The following is a 14,441-nucleotide window of genomic DNA, read 5'->3' on the forward strand; positions in this document are numbered from 1 at the left end:
AAAAGAAACCGTGCCTTGAGCATATCTGAAAGGAGAAAGGAAGTTGATTTAATTGTAAAGCGAATTGAAGAGGCTCCCTTGAGCTTTTGGCCAAGGGAGTGTAATGTTTAAGCGACTTGAGTGCGAGCGAGTTTACGTTTCTTTTTGAGACTGGCAAACCAATCTTCCGCGTTACGGATATGGCTTACTAATTTTTTCACATACTCTCTATTTTCTGGGTTCAGAATTTCGCGAGCTTCTTGAATGATTTCTTCCACAGTTTTTACATGGAAAGTAAAATAACTTGTAAAGAGTTCATAATACTCTCTATCCGTATTTTCCCAATCCTTTGATTGAATGTCAGCAAAAAACTCAGATAACTGTGGTATGTCGATCTCAGGTGTCGCATCAAAATGATTGTTCATCATTGCGATACGGTCAGTTATATCAGTTAATTTCTGGAAATATGTTTCCAATTCGGGATATTCCATCTTCCAACCCTCCTTAACAACCCTTACTTTTACCAGGATTTTAGAAAGGCCTTAGAGATCAAGACTTTTTAAAAAATTTTGTGATGTCAGGATTCTTTTTTAAAAAGTCTTTTAGCTGAACTGCTTGTCCATCCCAAGCTTCTTTTGCCCCATCAATCCAAACATCGGAACCTTCACCAAGAGGGAAACCTCCATTAACAATAGTTAGCTTAGATTGATTAGGACCTAATGATTCAAATAATAATTGTAAATAAATTGACCCCGTAGGATCAGCGGGATGGTCTTTCCATTCCATCACTAATTCTTTGAAAGGCTCAATTTTTTTATAAATTCCATGAGTGGTGAAATCACCTTCGAGACCCAATTTCCAAGTCCATGAAAAATCTCCACCGACCTTTGGCCTTCCCCTCACCTCGTCTGCCAACCAATGGACTAACACCTCATAGACGGTAACTCCCGACCACAATTTCTCTATTGGTTCATCAAAGGTGAATTCAGACTTTGTTTCTCTCATAGACTTGAGTAGTAAAGATAGAGCGATTCTTTGGCAAGATGTTTTTTAGAGCACAGCCACCGACGAACTCCCCTTCGATAGCTGTATTTTGCAAAAACTCATAGATTCAGGTTGTTTGGTCTTACGTAAACAGATTGAACCACGCTAATATTTCTCATTTGAAACGCTGCTGCACAATAAGCCAAATAATATCTCCATTTTCTAATAAAGGTTTCGCTATAACCTTGGTTTCTCACCTCTGTCTGGTTTTCTTCAAACGCTTTGAGCCAAAGTCTAAGAGTCTTTGCATAACTTAAACCCATATCTTCCAGGTGGAATAAATACATATCTCCGGTTCGATTAATGGCTTGGTTCATACGACCAATCGATGGCAATAAAGATCCAGGGAAAATATGTTTCTGAATGAAATCGATTCCATTTTTAAAAGAAGTAAACCTGGAATCTGGGCAAGTAATGACTTGGAGGGCCATAATCCCATCTCTTGTCAAAAGGTCCTGGCATTTTTGGAAGAAAGTTTCGTAATAGGCATCCCCGACTGCCTCCAACATTTCTACAGATACTATTTTAGTGAATTGTCCTTCGATCTTACGATAATCTTGGATACGAATTTCGATTTTGTCCGAAAGTCCTTCTTTTTCAATTCTTTCCTTAGCATATTTATATTGTTCTTCTGAAAGTGTAACGGTAGTCACACGGCAACCGTAATTTTTTGCTGCATGGATGGATAAAAATCCCCAACCACTCCCGATTTCCAAAAGATGATCAGCTGGATTTAGTTTTAGTTTCTGGCAAAGTTTATCCACTTTTTTTGTTTGAGCTTGTTCCAAACTGTCTTCCAAGGATTCGAAATAAGCGGAACTATAAGTCATTGATGGGTCTAAGAACAATTTATAAAATTTGTTCCCTAAATCATAATGTTCTACAATATTTTTTTTACTTCCAGATAAGGTATTTTTCCTTAAAAAATGCAGGAATTTATTGCCTAAATTGAACAAATCCAAGTGAAATAATTTCTTTTTTGCTCCAGAAAGACTTGGACTATCATCCACATTCAATATAAACCAAGAAATTACATTTTCAATAGAATCTGTTTCCCAATCTCCCGTTAAATAAGATTCAGAAAATCCAATATCGCCATGTAACACTGATTTCTTGAAGAAAACAGGATTTTTTACATGGATGAGTGCTGAATGAAATTTCGGTTCAAACGAAGAATTTCGATCTCCAATGATGATCTGCTCTCCATTAGGAAGGATCATACGAAGTGATCCTCGTTTCATAGTACTCAATGCTTTAAAAAAAATTTTTCTGTAAATAGGGAACTGGTCTACGATAGACTTATTCTTTAATTCGGTAAAAAGTTCTGAATCAATCGTGTCTTCTAAGAGGGACTGGTTCTGTGATTTTTCCAAGGGAGACTCCTGTTTGTTTCTCTAAGTTTTGGTGTTTCTGAATGTAAGGAATTTTTTTGATCCAAAGTTTGAACGCTTGCCAATGAATCAATGTTATTACTTTGACGGTGATAAATGGAAATTCGATAAAAAGTTTTAACAAGTATTTTGATTGGAAGGGAATTTTTTTTCCAAGAAATGAAGTCGTTAAAATTCGTTTTCCATTTTCAAAGGAGTCGACACCAATCTGCAATTGATCCCCAGGCAGGTTCAATCGAAATTCAAATTCGGAATCCAAACTGATAAATGGAGAGACATAAAAATTCTTTGGTTCTCGAATGTAAACCTCAGGGTCTGCAATGGTACCATTTGCATTCCTAAAATAACCTACGTAAGGTTTGATTTCCCCAAAAGTATTCCCTACTTCTGCAATCGATACAAGTGGTTTACCTTCTGAATCAAAACAAAAATAGAAACTTACAGGATTAAAGACATAACCTAAAACACGGAGATTGGTGAGCAGATATATCTTTCCAATATTGGTAACACCAGAAGCTTCCAAAAAGGACTTAACGTTTTCATAAACCGTTCCTTTTTCAAATTGGATATGGTCTTTATCATAAAAAGAAAACAAATTAAATCGATTCCTGGAAAACCAGAGACTTTCGTGAGACAACTGGTCTATTTCAGATAGATCCAGATAAAAATTAAAAACTTTGTATTGGAATTTGTTTTGTTTTGGAGCGGTACGTGCATGAAACACGTCCGCTCTATACATACATGAATTTAAATCCACGGATCCCTACCTAGAATTTTACGAGAAACATTTACCGCTGATAAAAATCCATCTTCATGAAATCCATACCGAAAGTAAGCACCTGCGTAATAAATTGGCCCAGACTCATTTAATTCCGGCAATCGATTTTGTCCAAGAGAGGCTTCAACAGAAAAAAGCGGATGTTCATAGTCAATTTTTCGAATGATTTTATCTTTTGCTACACAACCCGGATCATTGATGGTCACAAAGTAGTTTTGTTTTTTCGAAACATTTTGCAAACGATTCATCCAATAAATTGTATAAGGATCTTGTTTTCCCCTTTCTCCTTCGACAATTTTATAATTCCAACTCGACCAACAGGAAGTAAGTTTTGGCATATCGCTCGCATCTGTATGTAAGGTGGCTGTGTTGTGTTGGTATTGATAAAGAGGAAGGAGTTCACTCTCCAATTTGGTAGGATTTCCTAATAGTTTCCCAGAAATATGACCATGAGTGGCAAGTAAAACCTTATCAAAAATTTCCTTTTTCCCTTCACCAAACACAAGCTCCACTTTCCCATCACTCATTCGGTTCACTTGTTTGACTGGATGATTCAATCGAATCCTGTCTTTAATCGGGGGGACGATACGTTTGACATATTCATGAGATCCACCATCCACCGTATACCATTGGTGTTGGGTATTAAGCCCTAAAAATCCGTGGTTATAAAAAAATCGAATGAGTGATTTTGCCGGGAATTCCAACATTAAATCGGGAGGTGTAGACCAAACAGCCGAACTCATTGGGATTAAATAAAAATTTAGAATATCTTTTCCGTACCCGAACGCCTCCATGTACCGACCCAAATTCCAATCATCATACTTTGGATCGTCTAAAATTTTTGGAGCCGACCTATTAAACCGATCGATTTCGAGTAACATCTTCAGATAACGCGGTCGAAATAGGTTTTTTTTCTGAGCAAATAGACCTGAGAGGCCTGATCCACAAAACTCTAGTTTGGTGGGATCATGTTGCACACTAAAAGACATATCTGATTTTTTAGTGGGAACATTTAATGTTTGAAAAAGCCTCAGAAGATTAGGATAAGTCACATGGTTGAACACGATAAAACCGGTATCAATGGGGATCTGTATCCCATCTTCTTCCACCATCACAGTGTTTGTATGACCACCGATATAATCGGCACTATCAAAAATCGTTAAATCAAAATCATTTTTTAAAAAATAGGCAGAGCCAAGGCCTGCGATTCCAGTACCAACAATTGCTAAAGTTTCTTTCACTGATTTCCCTTTTGGTCATTAGACCGTTAGAGAAAGAGTTGGTTCATTTGCTCATGCACTTCTTCTGATTTCTTTTTTGCTACTTCACCAAATTGATCTTCTAAAGAACTGAGAGTAATCCCACGAGATGAGTTAATCAAAGAACGTTTCCCGGAAGCTTGAACAATTGATTTTAAATCTCCGCCTTGTGCTCCAAACCCAGGGATCAGAAAATACAATTCAGGATGGCGAGCGCGTAAGGATTGAATCTCCGAAGGATGGGTTCCCCCTACTACAAGACCGACTTGGTCTGGATATTCCTCTGCTAATTTTGCCATCTGGTCGCTTACTTCCTCATATAAGAAGATCTCTTTACCTGAAAGTTTTTGTTTTTGGAAGTCACTTGAGCTTGGATTCGATGTTAAACCCAGTACAAAAATATAACCACCTAGATCCAAATAAGGAACAAGACTATCTCGGCCCATGTACGGATTTACGGTCAGTGCATCTACCCCCAACTTTTCAAAAAAATACTTAGCATATTCTTTGGAAGTATTGGCAAGATCCCCTCTTTTAGCATCCATTACAATGGGTATATGGGGAGAGATCTCCTTCATTAAATGGACCATATGTTCTAAAGCAAAGTATCCTTCCGCTCCTAACCTTTCAAAAAAAGCAACATTGGGTTTCCAAGCTGCGGCATAAGAATGGGTATAACGTATGATGGTTTCCGTAAAATGGACAAGGGGAGCTTTTGAATCTAAACTGATTTTGGGCAACTTTTCCAATTCGGGATCGAGACCAATACATAGCAGGGATTTTAGATGGTCTCGGCGCGCGTTGAATTTTTGAATGAAGTTTGACCTTGGATTTAGATTCACTGGGGTTCCTTAATTTGGATCTTTTGTTTTCTTTTTTCTAATTCTTTATCAATATCTCGTTTTTTATAACGACCATAAATATGACCAGGAATCACAGTTAAGGCTGTAATTGGGTTTGCGACCACGTCTCCTATCGCTCCCCCTACGTAGGTTGAATAAGCAGGTGTAAGTAATTCATACGAAGAGTCTAGTTGGCGCTTATCATTTTTTTCTGCAAAATAATTAACAGCATCATCCGATGCCCTTGCCTCATGATACAAAGCCCCAATCACTGGAATGGCATAAACAGCCGCGTAAAGTGTTCTTTTTTCTCTTTGTGCAAAGTCTTTGGCATGGCCTCCTTCATGGATGACAACTGGAGGCAAATCTGAATACACATTGATTGTGTTCGTAAAGGAATTATAATGATCTCCGCCAATCGTACCCGCAAACAAACGACCGGGTAAAAAAGTATAAGCTAACAAAGAAATGGATCCAAAAAAATACCGAACCACTGGATTGATATTTTTATTTTTTGGAAGACGTTTCCACTCCGAAAGTGGGGCATATTGATTGAAACGAACTTTAACATCTCGTAAATTATTTTCTTTGATATAACGAATCAAATACTCTTTGGTCTCTTTGGAAATATGATGGTTGTCAGCTTTTAGGTTCCAAAGAACCAGTTTGGAAGGAAGAGAAAAAATCCAATTCCCTGTTTGGTCCAAAATCCATACTGGTTCTCCTTCTTCAAATTGAGGATCGTCTTCTGTAAATTCGGGACTTGGTAAATAAGGGTTCCCGTAATTATATGTTTTTTCCAAGGAATAACATTGTGTGGAACTAAAACCTATCCAAAATAGAATGAAAAAAACTAGTAACTTCATAAACTATCAAGAATTTCCTTTAGTTTTGGGTCCACTGGCTCTTGTTTGGTGGGAACCGTTTTGGGTTTTACTGGCTTTGGCTCTGGGGTCTCTTCCACCGGATTACTTCCGTTATATCCGGATACGGATTCTAATTTTTTGAAAAAATCTGATAAAGAATTTCTTCCCAATTGGTTCAACTGATCTTCTCTATTCCCTCGAAAGCCATTGTAGGGAACATACCAAATGAGAGGAACTACTGTTAAAATGCTCCCCGTTAAATAACAGTTCGTAACACGCGAATCAATTTCGTCGTAAAAAGAATACTCTTCTTCCCCATAACCAACAATTTGAATTTTTGCTTTCAAACGAACAAATGTTAAATTTTTCGAGCATCTATCAATGGAAGCCAACTGGAATTCGTCAACAAAAATCTTCCCACCACGATCGATTAACAAAGGAAAACGGTCGCCACGTAACGAAAGTTCCTTGCGTATCAAATAAGAAAGTGGACCGTACTCATTTGGTAATCCTTCTGACTGAAAAAAATAACCGTCATAAACACCCATTTTCATTCGATTTTCGTCTTTGACTAAAATCTGGATATGGTCCATTTTTTTTACATAATCGAAAGATCTTTCACTTGGGAAAGGTCGGTAAACTCTGAGAGAGATTCCGCAACCCATTCCTAAAAAAGTAACAATTAAAATTGATATGGTATAAAAGAACACTCTAAAATACATAAGTATATCCGAAGTATAAATTCGAAACTAAGTAATTTCTGGAAGAACGTTTGTTCTGACCATCCGCTTCATAAAACGCTGAACTTAAATAATAATCTCTAACACCTGAATAAAAAGACTCTTCGTTTAAAGCACGAATCCCAGGTGCATAGGACTCATTTGCCCTCCATATATACTGGATGATTTGGAGTCCTAAATGGAATTTATGGTGTTCAAAAGGTTGCCAGTTAAATTGTCCCAATAAATCAATTCCTGTGATCGATGTTTGAATTGGTTTTTCTGAAAACAATGAATAAGCTTCGTCACTAACTATCATTCCTTCCCCAAACCTACGGAAACCTCCTGCCTGTGTTAGAACCTCTCGCCTGTACATAAGTTTACCAAGAGGTGTTACAAACAAAGCCCCTCCCAAATCATATGACAATCCTTCTCCCAGTTTGTGATAAAATCTAAATCCAGCACTAGGAGCAAGGTATTGAATTGAATCTCGCATAATCCCTGTTTGTCCAAGCGATTGTGATGAAAAAACGGAGTTGGTATGAAAGGAACCGGCCCTAAGACCGAAATCCCAACTATATCCAATATTTTTTGAATATTCCTCGTAGATTTTGACAACTAAATTATGTTCTGCGCTATAAAGCCGATCCGAATGCAAAGCAGATAATGGTACTGTCGCAAAGCCAAAAGAAAGATAATCATTTGTTGTCTGGAATTGAAGGAATGTATATTCCAATCCCCATTTTGCTGACTTGTGTTTGTAAGCAAACCGAGGAGAAAAAGACCTGGAAATTTCATAAGGATTTTTGATATCGTAAGTAAAAGGAAGAGATCGAATATTTTGATAACCAATCGGCGAACGAGGATAATACGGCGACCCAGCCTGGAAAGCAATACGTCCGTCATCTAAAGCAGATTCATCACCAGAAGTAAAAACCCCAAACTGGCTCAATCCCCTAAATCCTACCTCCCAATTTCCTTGGTTAAAAACCAAGGAACCATTACTCGTAGCAGGGATATCGGAAGTGATGGGAAAATTAGGTCCCTTATTTCTCTCACGAAACTGGTCTTCGCGAAGACGTTTTACCTTGGAACGGAGCTCCTCTGCTTTTTTAAGGTACCCACGTTCCTCGTAAGATTCCGCCTCTAATTCCAAATTCGTTGCTTTTGTTTCCTGCGCCCAAAGAACATGAGAGCAAAGAAAGTAAAAAACAAATAGAAGGAAAAAAGAGGAAGGAATCTTTTTCACAAAGTATTAGCCTTTCCGTTTGATATAAGCTTTTGCAAATTCCGGAAGGACAAAAGCAGCTTTGTGAATTTCTGGACTATAGTATTTGAGTCCTTTGGGAACTCGTTTGGGATCTGGAGTTACCGAATACGGATCAATCGCATTCGATAAAAAAGTAAACCCAATGATCCCAGAAGGATAAGTAGGAATGGTTGTGTAATAGTAACCATACTCAGGAAAAATTTTAGGGATAAAATCAAAGAGTGAAGAAATCACATCTCCATGATACCAAAAAGATTCCGCTTGTGTCGCAATGATTCCTGTTGGTTTTAAGGCACTTGCCATATCCCGAAAAAACGGTTCTTTGAATAAAACTTCTGCAGGACCCACAGGATCACTAGAATCCACAAGAATCACATCAAAACGACCTTTGTTGTCTCGCGCAAATTTAGCTCCATCATCATAGTGATGAATGACTTTTGGATCTTTCATTGCATCTGCACATTCAGGAAAATATTTATAACTAATATCTACCACTGCTTTGTCAATCTCGCATAACACAACTTCTTTGACAGATGGATGTTTTAAAACTTCGCGGACAGTTCCCCCGTCTCCCCCACCAATCACAAGAACTGATTCTGGATTGGGATGACTCATCATCGGAATATGTGCAATCATTTCATGATAAGAATGTTCATCTTTGTTAGTAACCATCGTTACGCCATCAAGTGTAAACATTCGTCCAAAGGATTGTGTTTCAAAAATATCGATTTTTTGGAACGGAGATTGTAGGCTTTCGATTGTTTTTGTTACCCGGTAACTCACAGCGCGGCCTTTTTCTAATTCCAATTTTTCGGTATACCAAATCTCCATTGATTTCTCCTAAGGTTTCTCTCTTTAAACCAGATTTGTTATGGGAATAAGGAGGTGTAGTTTTTTTTAAACTTTCTTTGTTTGTATGCAATTAAAAATTCAACTTGGCGGGAACTGGGTGATTCGGTTCCATTGCCTTGTATGCAGAAATATTCCCGCGTTTTTTACCTGCTTGGTTTTTTATCCATGCCACTCTTTATTTTATTACTTGTTTTCGGATATATCAAAATCAACGAAATGGTCAGCCAAGAAATACACTGGGGCCACAACAAATCCTTTGCTTTTGGACAAGCCTCTAGAGAAGGAAAACTCATCCTCCTTGCTGTCACCAAATCCCGATGTGAAATGTTACAGGGTTTGGAATGCGGCGAAGGGAAACCTGACCTTGGCACTTATGTTCTCCTCAACTACACCCCAAGAGAACAAGAATTCCAATCATTGATTTTGGATGATCGATTTGCTTCTTTAAAGACTGAACCTCTCCCGCAATATTTTCTTCTGAATTCCTCTGGGGAAATTCGCCATATGTCAAAACAACTTCCAAGTGTGGAAGAAATGCAAAAACTTCCCAAAAAAGAATGATCTTTTTTCTGTCCTAAATAAAATTCTCTTGCAAGTTCCCCAATTCAATATACCCTATGGGGTATAGACCCAGCGGAGGATTTATGTTAGGACTCACTGTACACAGAAAAAAAAGTTTTGAAGATACCATCACGGACACTACCGAAGCGCTAAAAAAAGAAGGTTTCGGAGTTCTTACCACCATCGATGTCAAAAACACCCTAAAAGAAAAAATTGGTGTGGATTTCAAACGTTACACCATCCTTGGAGCATGTAACCCTGGTTTTGCGCACAAAGCTCTCCAAACCGCTGACGAAATTGGTTTATTATTACCCTGCAACGTAGTAGTCACCGAAGAAAAAAACGGCGAAACCAAAGTTTCTATCTTTGACCCTATGACCATGACCAAACTGGTCCAAAACCCTGAACTCGAAAAAATTGCCAAAGAAGTCCAAGAAAAATTAATACAAGTCATCCACCACTTACACGAATGATTCTGACGTTTTGGTGATATTTGCGGGCGCCTCGCCGATGGAGATCAGTTTCCACATTATTTCCATTAGGCGATCCCGCTTTCCGCTCCAATCTTTCTGAATGGATTCCTTTACCAAACACGAATTTAAGCCAGAAAGGATTTCCGCTGCAATCGGTGGCGTTTGGAGTTATATACTAAAGACAAAATCCATTTGTAATGAAACTTTCTTTACTTACAGAATGCAGGAGGGTTTTGTTTCGCACTCTTAACCCGAGTATAACAAACCGTATACCCTTGTGTCGTCATTCCAAATAAATTTAAAGGGCCACCAACCGGATATTGTGCTGTCGATGCGGGACCTTCTTGCCAGTCAATATTGTAATTTCCTTCACTTTGTTTGATGAGTGATCCTTTCGCCACAGAGCCACTTTTTTTGTAACAAGATTTAATATCGCGATTGTTACTAATGATAAGCCATGCGGAAGGATTCGGACTTGGATCCTTAACACAATTGTTCGTCAAAATCCAATTCCCTTCCAAAATCGTCTTTGAATCCTCTAGGCTAGCTTTATCTCCCGACTGACAATAAAAAGCTGTGACAGAAACAGCCAATGCAATTACGAAACTAATTTTTTTCACTACTGACTCCTCTTGTAGAAATATATTATTTCTACAAGAGGAAAGTAAAAACTAGAAAACTGGAGTTTTGTCAAACGGAAATGTGAGTTTTTCCGATTATTTTTGTTAGGTTTTGTTTCGAATGAATTTTCCCATTGGCGTAGAATTCAGATAAACTGGAGATTAATTGAGTAAATCGATATCAAAATGGGAAAGGGAATCATATCAAATTGAATGGGATCATTTAAATTTTTCCGAATTTCAATTTGCAAAATGAAATGAACTTACATTCGCAATACAAAATCGTTTTCCTTTAAACAAATCTTCCAGGAAAAACGATTTTTTTTCAACCGGTAGTCACAACTTCCTCTTTTTTGTGTATCCAATGCAGAGGGGAAAACCTTCACAAAGGAGACAATCAAATGTTAGAAAGTTTAAAAAACCAAGGGCAAGATTTACTGACCCTGGAAAGTTTACCACAAACAACGGCCATTGAAATAGCGATAGTCCAATGCACCGCAGAGGATTCCGAAAAATACCATCAAATGCGTAAAAAAATGTTACCTTTGCTCCAAAACCAAACTGGTTTTTTGGCTTGGCGAGCCTTCCGCTCTCAAACAAGAGAAGGGATCATGTTAGATCTTTTGTACTGGGAAAATGCAGAAGATTGTCATAAAGCAGGAATCACACTTCAAAATTCAGAAACGGGAAAAGAATTTTTCGCCTTGATGAAACAAACTTTAATCTTTGAAATGTTTGAACGCCAACCACTCTAATGAAAACAAACAAACCAGAGGAAATAGAAATCATCGAAAGAGCGCGGACGGGAGACCGCCGTGCTCTAGAATCATTGTTATCGAATGTACAAACTTGGATTTACAATGTCGTCCGACGTATCTTATTAAATCCACAAGAAGCCGAAGATGTTACCCAAGAAGTGCTACTTAAAATTGCCACAAACCTTGCTGCCTACGACCCAACAAGAGCCAGTTTTAAAACATGGGCTTACCGAATTTCCATTAATCACGCGTTAAATGGAAAACGAGGACGATTGGAAGAAATTACAACTGGTTTTTCAGATTATGCAAACGAATTGGAAAAAATGCCAAATATAGAAATCCCGGCAAACGAACTTTCTCGTCCAGAAAACTTAGTTTTAATAGAAGAAGCAAAGGCCTCTTGCACCTTGGGAATGTTACTCTGTTTGGACAGAGAACAACGTATCGCCCTGATTCTTGCTGACTTAATGGGACTTAGCGATCGTGAAAGTTCAGAAATTCTTGGTATTTCGAATGAAGCTTTTCGAAAAAGATTAAGTCGAGCCAGAAAAGATCTTTACACCTTTATGGATGATAAATGTGGTCTCATGAACGAAAAGAATCCTTGTCGTTGTTCCAAAAAAATGAAAAGTTTTCAAAACAATGGTTGGATTGATCCGACTAACACTCGTTTCTCAATGCCACTGGTTCGCCGCTTAAAGGAGCAAGTTGCGGAACTGCATTGTGAATTTGAAGATTTTAAAAGACTTGAATACCAAGAGATATTTCGGGACCATCCGTATTTTGAGACTCCTCCTAAAATTTTGGATGAGTTAATTGCAAAATATAGTCCTGCAGTTTAAGTCTTACAATCTATCTAAAAAAATGGAAGAAGGAGAAATCTTAATTAGGATTCTCCTCTACTCTTTTTCCACTCTCCGCTTGTTTTCGAAATACTTCTAAAATAGCACAAAACAAAATCACACCACCACCTAACCAAAGTCTATCGGGCGGGACCTCCCCCAAAAAATACCACGCCGCCAAACTTCCATAAATGGGACTAAGAGTAGACAATGTCCCTGCAGTTGTGACTGACAAATTGGATAAACTACGAATCCAAATGGTATGAGCAAGTGCAGTAAATACTCCAGCAAGAACTACTTGGAACACCAAGTATTTGGGTTCGGCAATCATTACAAAAAGTCCATCGGCAAAAGGAAGGAGGACAAGGCTTGTTGCGATGAGTTGGGTAAAAAGAATCTGGGAGCTCGGGTAGTGAACATGCATCTCTTTAGTCAGCAAATTGCGAATGGCATAAAGCACTGCTGATACCACTCCCCAAACCACTCCTTGGAACATTTGGTTTTCCCAAGATAGATCCGGTACAATTAAAAAAAGTCCAAAAAATGAGAAAAGGGCCAAAAAGAAAGCAAAAGGATCGGGGCGTTTTCCACCAAACAATGGTTCCAAAATGGCAGAAAACACGGGATAGGTAAAAAGCGACAACATCCCCACAGCCACAGTAGAAACTTGGATGGAATGAAAATAAGTTACCCAATGAAGGGCGAAAAGAATTCCAATCCCAAAAACAGATAAAAAGTCTTTAAAACTGCGATAAGAGACGGACTTTCCTCGAAGTAGGAAAAATAAACCAAGGATCAAAACAGAAAAAACTGCCCTACCAGAAATGATCGTGACCGCAGGGAAAGGAAGGAGTTTGGCAAACAAAGTGACGTTCCCCATAATGAGGATCGTCAAATTGAGTTCTAAAACAGATCGTAAAAATGAAGGAGAAGAAGACTTCACTTCTACTTAGGATTCAACCCCCAAAAATTTGGCGATGGATTTTCTGTCTTTTTCTAAACTATGTTTGTGAATTTCTTCAATAGCTTTTTCCACAATCGGAGAAACAAATAGAAGACTAGAAATTACATCCACATCATAAGAACGTTTGGACTCTGCTCCGTCTGCTTCGTATTTACTTTTACCTTTGATCACGAACACATTGTCTTTTCCTGGAGGTGCAATTTTAAATTCGTGAGTGTTGGTAGTAATGTCAAAAGTAGATTCTTCCAAAAGTGAAAGGTCATTAAGAGCTGCCGAAAGTACGGCAGGCATAGATCCTTCCAAACTTACCTTTCGTTTTTGGCGGATGATATTTCCCTCTTTAGATTCTTCTAACAAAGTCACATTTTTTAAATCAGGGAACTGATCTAGGTGTTTGTATCTTTCCTCTCTTGCATGAAGAAGTTTTTCAAGAGAAACTGGAAATGTATGAGTTACTTGGTATTTCACTATTTTTTCTTACCTTTTTTCTTCGCTGGTTTTGACTTTTTAGCCGCTTTTTTCACGGTTTTTTTGACTGCCTTTTTTGCAGAAGGTTTCACCGATTTTTTACTTTTTGGCCCTACCGCTCTTACCGTTTTTTTAGCAGAAGGTTTTGTTTTTGCTGATTGTGGTTTAGAGACTTTTGGTTTAGATGAGGCTTTTGCGGAACGATTGACTTCTTCCATCAAATCTTCATCTTCCCAATAGAACACTTGGTCCGCAGGTGTTGACTGTTCCATAGCCATTGCTTGGGCTTCTAACAATGAATTGTTGGATTCATTAAAATTTGCCAATTTTTGAAATAACAAATTGATTTTTGGATCCTGAAATTTGTTACGAATCGTCGCATAAAAGTTGCGAGCGTCTTCCCCTTCTCTAATGGCAAGTTCTAAAGCTTTTCTCTCGTCTGCCTTAACTTCTTCATTTTTATTTCTATCGAGTCTGTCCATTACCTTCTGAATGGTGGAAGAATGAAACTTCTCAATTTCAGAAAGTTGTTTTAAGTTGGGAAGTTCTTTCCCTTCTGCACTTTTATAGATTTCTTTGATGAATTTAATATGTTCATCACCGTCTAACGCAAGTTGGCTGAATAATTCTCTAATTTGACCTTCCGGCAAACTTTCCGAAAGTTTTAAATAAAAATTGAAACATTGAACCTCATGTTCAATCGCAGCGGCAACTGCTTCAATAAAGGATGTTTTTTTTAGTGATTTCATAATCCC

At 38.1% G+C, this 14,441-nt stretch carries 18 protein-coding genes; 4 read left to right on the top strand and 14 right to left on the bottom strand.

The window, feature by feature from the left end; genetic code table 11:
- Nucleotides 1-107: 107 nt before the first annotated feature.
- The 10 genes from ND811_RS10055 to speE form a co-directional block, all read right to left on the bottom strand.
- On the bottom strand, nucleotides 108-470 hold the full coding sequence (locus tag ND811_RS10055; RefSeq protein ID WP_265351837.1) for a PLU-1-like domain protein: 363 nt from the start codon (nucleotides 468-470) through the stop codon (nucleotides 108-110).
- Between the two features lie 58 nt (nucleotides 471-528).
- Nucleotides 529-984 carry an SRPBCC family protein gene (locus ND811_RS10060; RefSeq protein WP_265351836.1) on the bottom strand — a complete coding sequence of 152 codons (456 nt, stop codon included), beginning with the start codon at nucleotides 982-984 and terminating at the stop codon, nucleotides 529-531.
- A gap of 98 nt (nucleotides 985-1,082) precedes the next feature.
- Complete coding sequence (locus ND811_RS10065; RefSeq protein ID WP_265351835.1) at nucleotides 1,083-2,396, bottom strand: SAM-dependent methyltransferase; 1,314 nt, start codon at nucleotides 2,394-2,396, stop codon at nucleotides 1,083-1,085.
- Nucleotides 2,353-3,153 carry a DUF1365 domain-containing protein gene (locus ND811_RS10070; RefSeq protein ID WP_265351970.1) on the bottom strand — a complete coding sequence of 267 codons (801 nt, stop codon included), beginning with the start codon at nucleotides 3,151-3,153 and terminating at the stop codon, nucleotides 2,353-2,355. Before ND811_RS10070 ends, ND811_RS10065 begins: the two co-directional genes overlap by 44 nt.
- An 8-nt stretch (nucleotides 3,154-3,161) precedes the next feature.
- Nucleotides 3,162-4,433 carry an NAD(P)/FAD-dependent oxidoreductase gene (locus ND811_RS10075; RefSeq protein ID WP_265351834.1) on the bottom strand — a complete coding sequence of 424 codons (1,272 nt, stop codon included), beginning with the start codon at nucleotides 4,431-4,433 and terminating at the stop codon, nucleotides 3,162-3,164.
- A gap of 26 nt (nucleotides 4,434-4,459) precedes the next feature.
- On the bottom strand, nucleotides 4,460-5,293 hold the full coding sequence (pyrF, locus tag ND811_RS10080) for an orotidine-5'-phosphate decarboxylase (protein WP_265351833.1): 834 nt from the start codon (nucleotides 5,291-5,293) through the stop codon (nucleotides 4,460-4,462).
- Nucleotides 5,290-6,159 (bottom strand): hypothetical protein, encoded by an 870-nt coding sequence (locus tag ND811_RS10085; RefSeq protein WP_265351832.1) that lies wholly within the window; start codon nucleotides 6,157-6,159, stop codon nucleotides 5,290-5,292. Before ND811_RS10085 ends, pyrF begins: the two co-directional genes overlap by 4 nt.
- Entirely contained in the window at nucleotides 6,156-6,881 is a 726-nt protein-coding gene (locus ND811_RS10090; protein ID WP_265351831.1) for a hypothetical protein, read from the bottom strand. Before ND811_RS10090 ends, ND811_RS10085 begins: the two co-directional genes overlap by 4 nt.
- Nucleotides 6,871-8,127 carry a hypothetical protein gene (locus tag ND811_RS10095; protein WP_265351830.1) on the bottom strand — a complete coding sequence of 419 codons (1,257 nt, stop codon included), beginning with the start codon at nucleotides 8,125-8,127 and terminating at the stop codon, nucleotides 6,871-6,873. Before ND811_RS10095 ends, ND811_RS10090 begins: the two co-directional genes overlap by 11 nt.
- Before the next feature lie 6 nt (nucleotides 8,128-8,133).
- Complete coding sequence (speE, locus tag ND811_RS10100) at nucleotides 8,134-8,979, bottom strand: polyamine aminopropyltransferase (protein WP_004787861.1); 846 nt, start codon at nucleotides 8,977-8,979, stop codon at nucleotides 8,134-8,136.
- 141 nt (nucleotides 8,980-9,120) lie between these two features.
- On the opposite strand from speE, the gene ND811_RS10105 reads away from it, so the two are divergent.
- A complete protein-coding gene (locus tag ND811_RS10105; protein ID WP_265351829.1) occupies nucleotides 9,121-9,561 on the top strand; it encodes a hypothetical protein in 441 nt (146 codons plus the stop codon).
- Between the two features lie 83 nt (nucleotides 9,562-9,644).
- Nucleotides 9,645-10,034, top strand: coding sequence for a DUF302 domain-containing protein (locus ND811_RS10110; protein ID WP_100719627.1), 390 nt, complete (start codon nucleotides 9,645-9,647; stop codon nucleotides 10,032-10,034).
- Between the two features lie 209 nt (nucleotides 10,035-10,243).
- Here the strand turns inward: ND811_RS10110 and ND811_RS10115 are convergent, their stop codons facing one another.
- The gene (locus tag ND811_RS10115; RefSeq protein WP_100719626.1) at nucleotides 10,244-10,654 is read right to left on the bottom strand and encodes a hypothetical protein; all 411 of its coding nucleotides are present in this window, start codon (nucleotides 10,652-10,654) and stop codon (nucleotides 10,244-10,246) included.
- 401 nt (nucleotides 10,655-11,055) lie between these two features.
- Here ND811_RS10115 and ND811_RS10120 point away from each other — a divergent pair, with 401 nt between their 5' ends.
- Both ND811_RS10120 and ND811_RS10125 read left to right on the top strand, forming a co-directional pair.
- Entirely contained in the window at nucleotides 11,056-11,409 is a 354-nt protein-coding gene (locus ND811_RS10120) for an antibiotic biosynthesis monooxygenase family protein (protein WP_265351828.1), read from the top strand.
- Nucleotides 11,409-12,254, top strand: coding sequence for an RNA polymerase sigma factor (locus ND811_RS10125; protein WP_265351827.1), 846 nt, complete (start codon nucleotides 11,409-11,411; stop codon nucleotides 12,252-12,254). The genes ND811_RS10120 and ND811_RS10125 overlap by 1 nt, the downstream gene beginning before the upstream one ends.
- Nucleotides 12,255-12,294: 40 nt before the next feature.
- Here ND811_RS10125 and ND811_RS10130 read toward each other — a convergent pair whose 3' ends face one another.
- The 3 genes from ND811_RS10130 to ND811_RS10140 form a co-directional block, all read right to left on the bottom strand.
- The gene (locus tag ND811_RS10130) at nucleotides 12,295-13,134 is read right to left on the bottom strand and encodes a DMT family transporter (RefSeq protein ID WP_265351969.1); all 840 of its coding nucleotides are present in this window, start codon (nucleotides 13,132-13,134) and stop codon (nucleotides 12,295-12,297) included.
- A gap of 69 nt (nucleotides 13,135-13,203) precedes the next feature.
- Nucleotides 13,204-13,686 (bottom strand): DUF2505 family protein, encoded by a 483-nt coding sequence (locus tag ND811_RS10135; protein ID WP_265351826.1) that lies wholly within the window; start codon nucleotides 13,684-13,686, stop codon nucleotides 13,204-13,206.
- The gene (locus ND811_RS10140; RefSeq protein ID WP_265351825.1) at nucleotides 13,686-14,435 is read right to left on the bottom strand and encodes a ferritin-like domain-containing protein; all 750 of its coding nucleotides are present in this window, start codon (nucleotides 14,433-14,435) and stop codon (nucleotides 13,686-13,688) included. The genes ND811_RS10135 and ND811_RS10140 overlap by 1 nt, the downstream gene beginning before the upstream one ends.
- Nucleotides 14,436-14,441: the final 6 nt, after the last annotated feature.

This window comes from Leptospira soteropolitanensis, from assembly GCF_026151655.1.
Lineage (GTDB): Bacteria > Spirochaetota > Leptospiria > Leptospirales > Leptospiraceae > Leptospira_A > Leptospira_A soteropolitanensis.

What these genes read in the sequence shown, in the direction of transcription:
- ND811_RS10055 (WP_265351837.1), bottom strand. Translation starts at nt 470, where the DNA reads ATGGAATATCCCGAATTGGAAACATATTTCCAGAAATTAACTGATATA.
- ND811_RS10060 (WP_265351836.1), bottom strand. Translation starts at nt 984, where the DNA reads ATGAGAGAAACAAAGTCTGAATTCACCTTTGATGAACCAATAGAGAAA.
- ND811_RS10070 (WP_265351970.1), bottom strand. Translation starts at nt 3,153, where the DNA reads ATGTATAGAGCGGACGTGTTTCATGCACGTACCGCTCCAAAACAAAAC.
- ND811_RS10085 (WP_265351832.1), bottom strand. Translation starts at nt 6,159, where the DNA reads ATGAAGTTACTAGTTTTTTTCATTCTATTTTGGATAGGTTTTAGTTCC.
- ND811_RS10090 (WP_265351831.1), bottom strand. Translation starts at nt 6,881, where the DNA reads ATGTATTTTAGAGTGTTCTTTTATACCATATCAATTTTAATTGTTACT.
- speE (WP_004787861.1), bottom strand. Translation starts at nt 8,979, where the DNA reads ATGGAGATTTGGTATACCGAAAAATTGGAATTAGAAAAAGGCCGCGCT.
- ND811_RS10105 (WP_265351829.1), top strand. Translation starts at nt 9,121, where the DNA reads ATGCAGAAATATTCCCGCGTTTTTTACCTGCTTGGTTTTTTATCCATG.
- ND811_RS10110 (WP_100719627.1), top strand. Translation starts at nt 9,645, where the DNA reads ATGTTAGGACTCACTGTACACAGAAAAAAAAGTTTTGAAGATACCATC.
- ND811_RS10120 (WP_265351828.1), top strand. Translation starts at nt 11,056, where the DNA reads ATGTTAGAAAGTTTAAAAAACCAAGGGCAAGATTTACTGACCCTGGAA.
- ND811_RS10125 (WP_265351827.1), top strand. Translation starts at nt 11,409, where the DNA reads ATGAAAACAAACAAACCAGAGGAAATAGAAATCATCGAAAGAGCGCGG.
- ND811_RS10130 (WP_265351969.1), bottom strand. Translation starts at nt 13,134, where the DNA reads ATGGGGAACGTCACTTTGTTTGCCAAACTCCTTCCTTTCCCTGCGGTC.
- ND811_RS10140 (WP_265351825.1), bottom strand. Translation starts at nt 14,435, where the DNA reads ATGAAATCACTAAAAAAAACATCCTTTATTGAAGCAGTTGCCGCTGCG.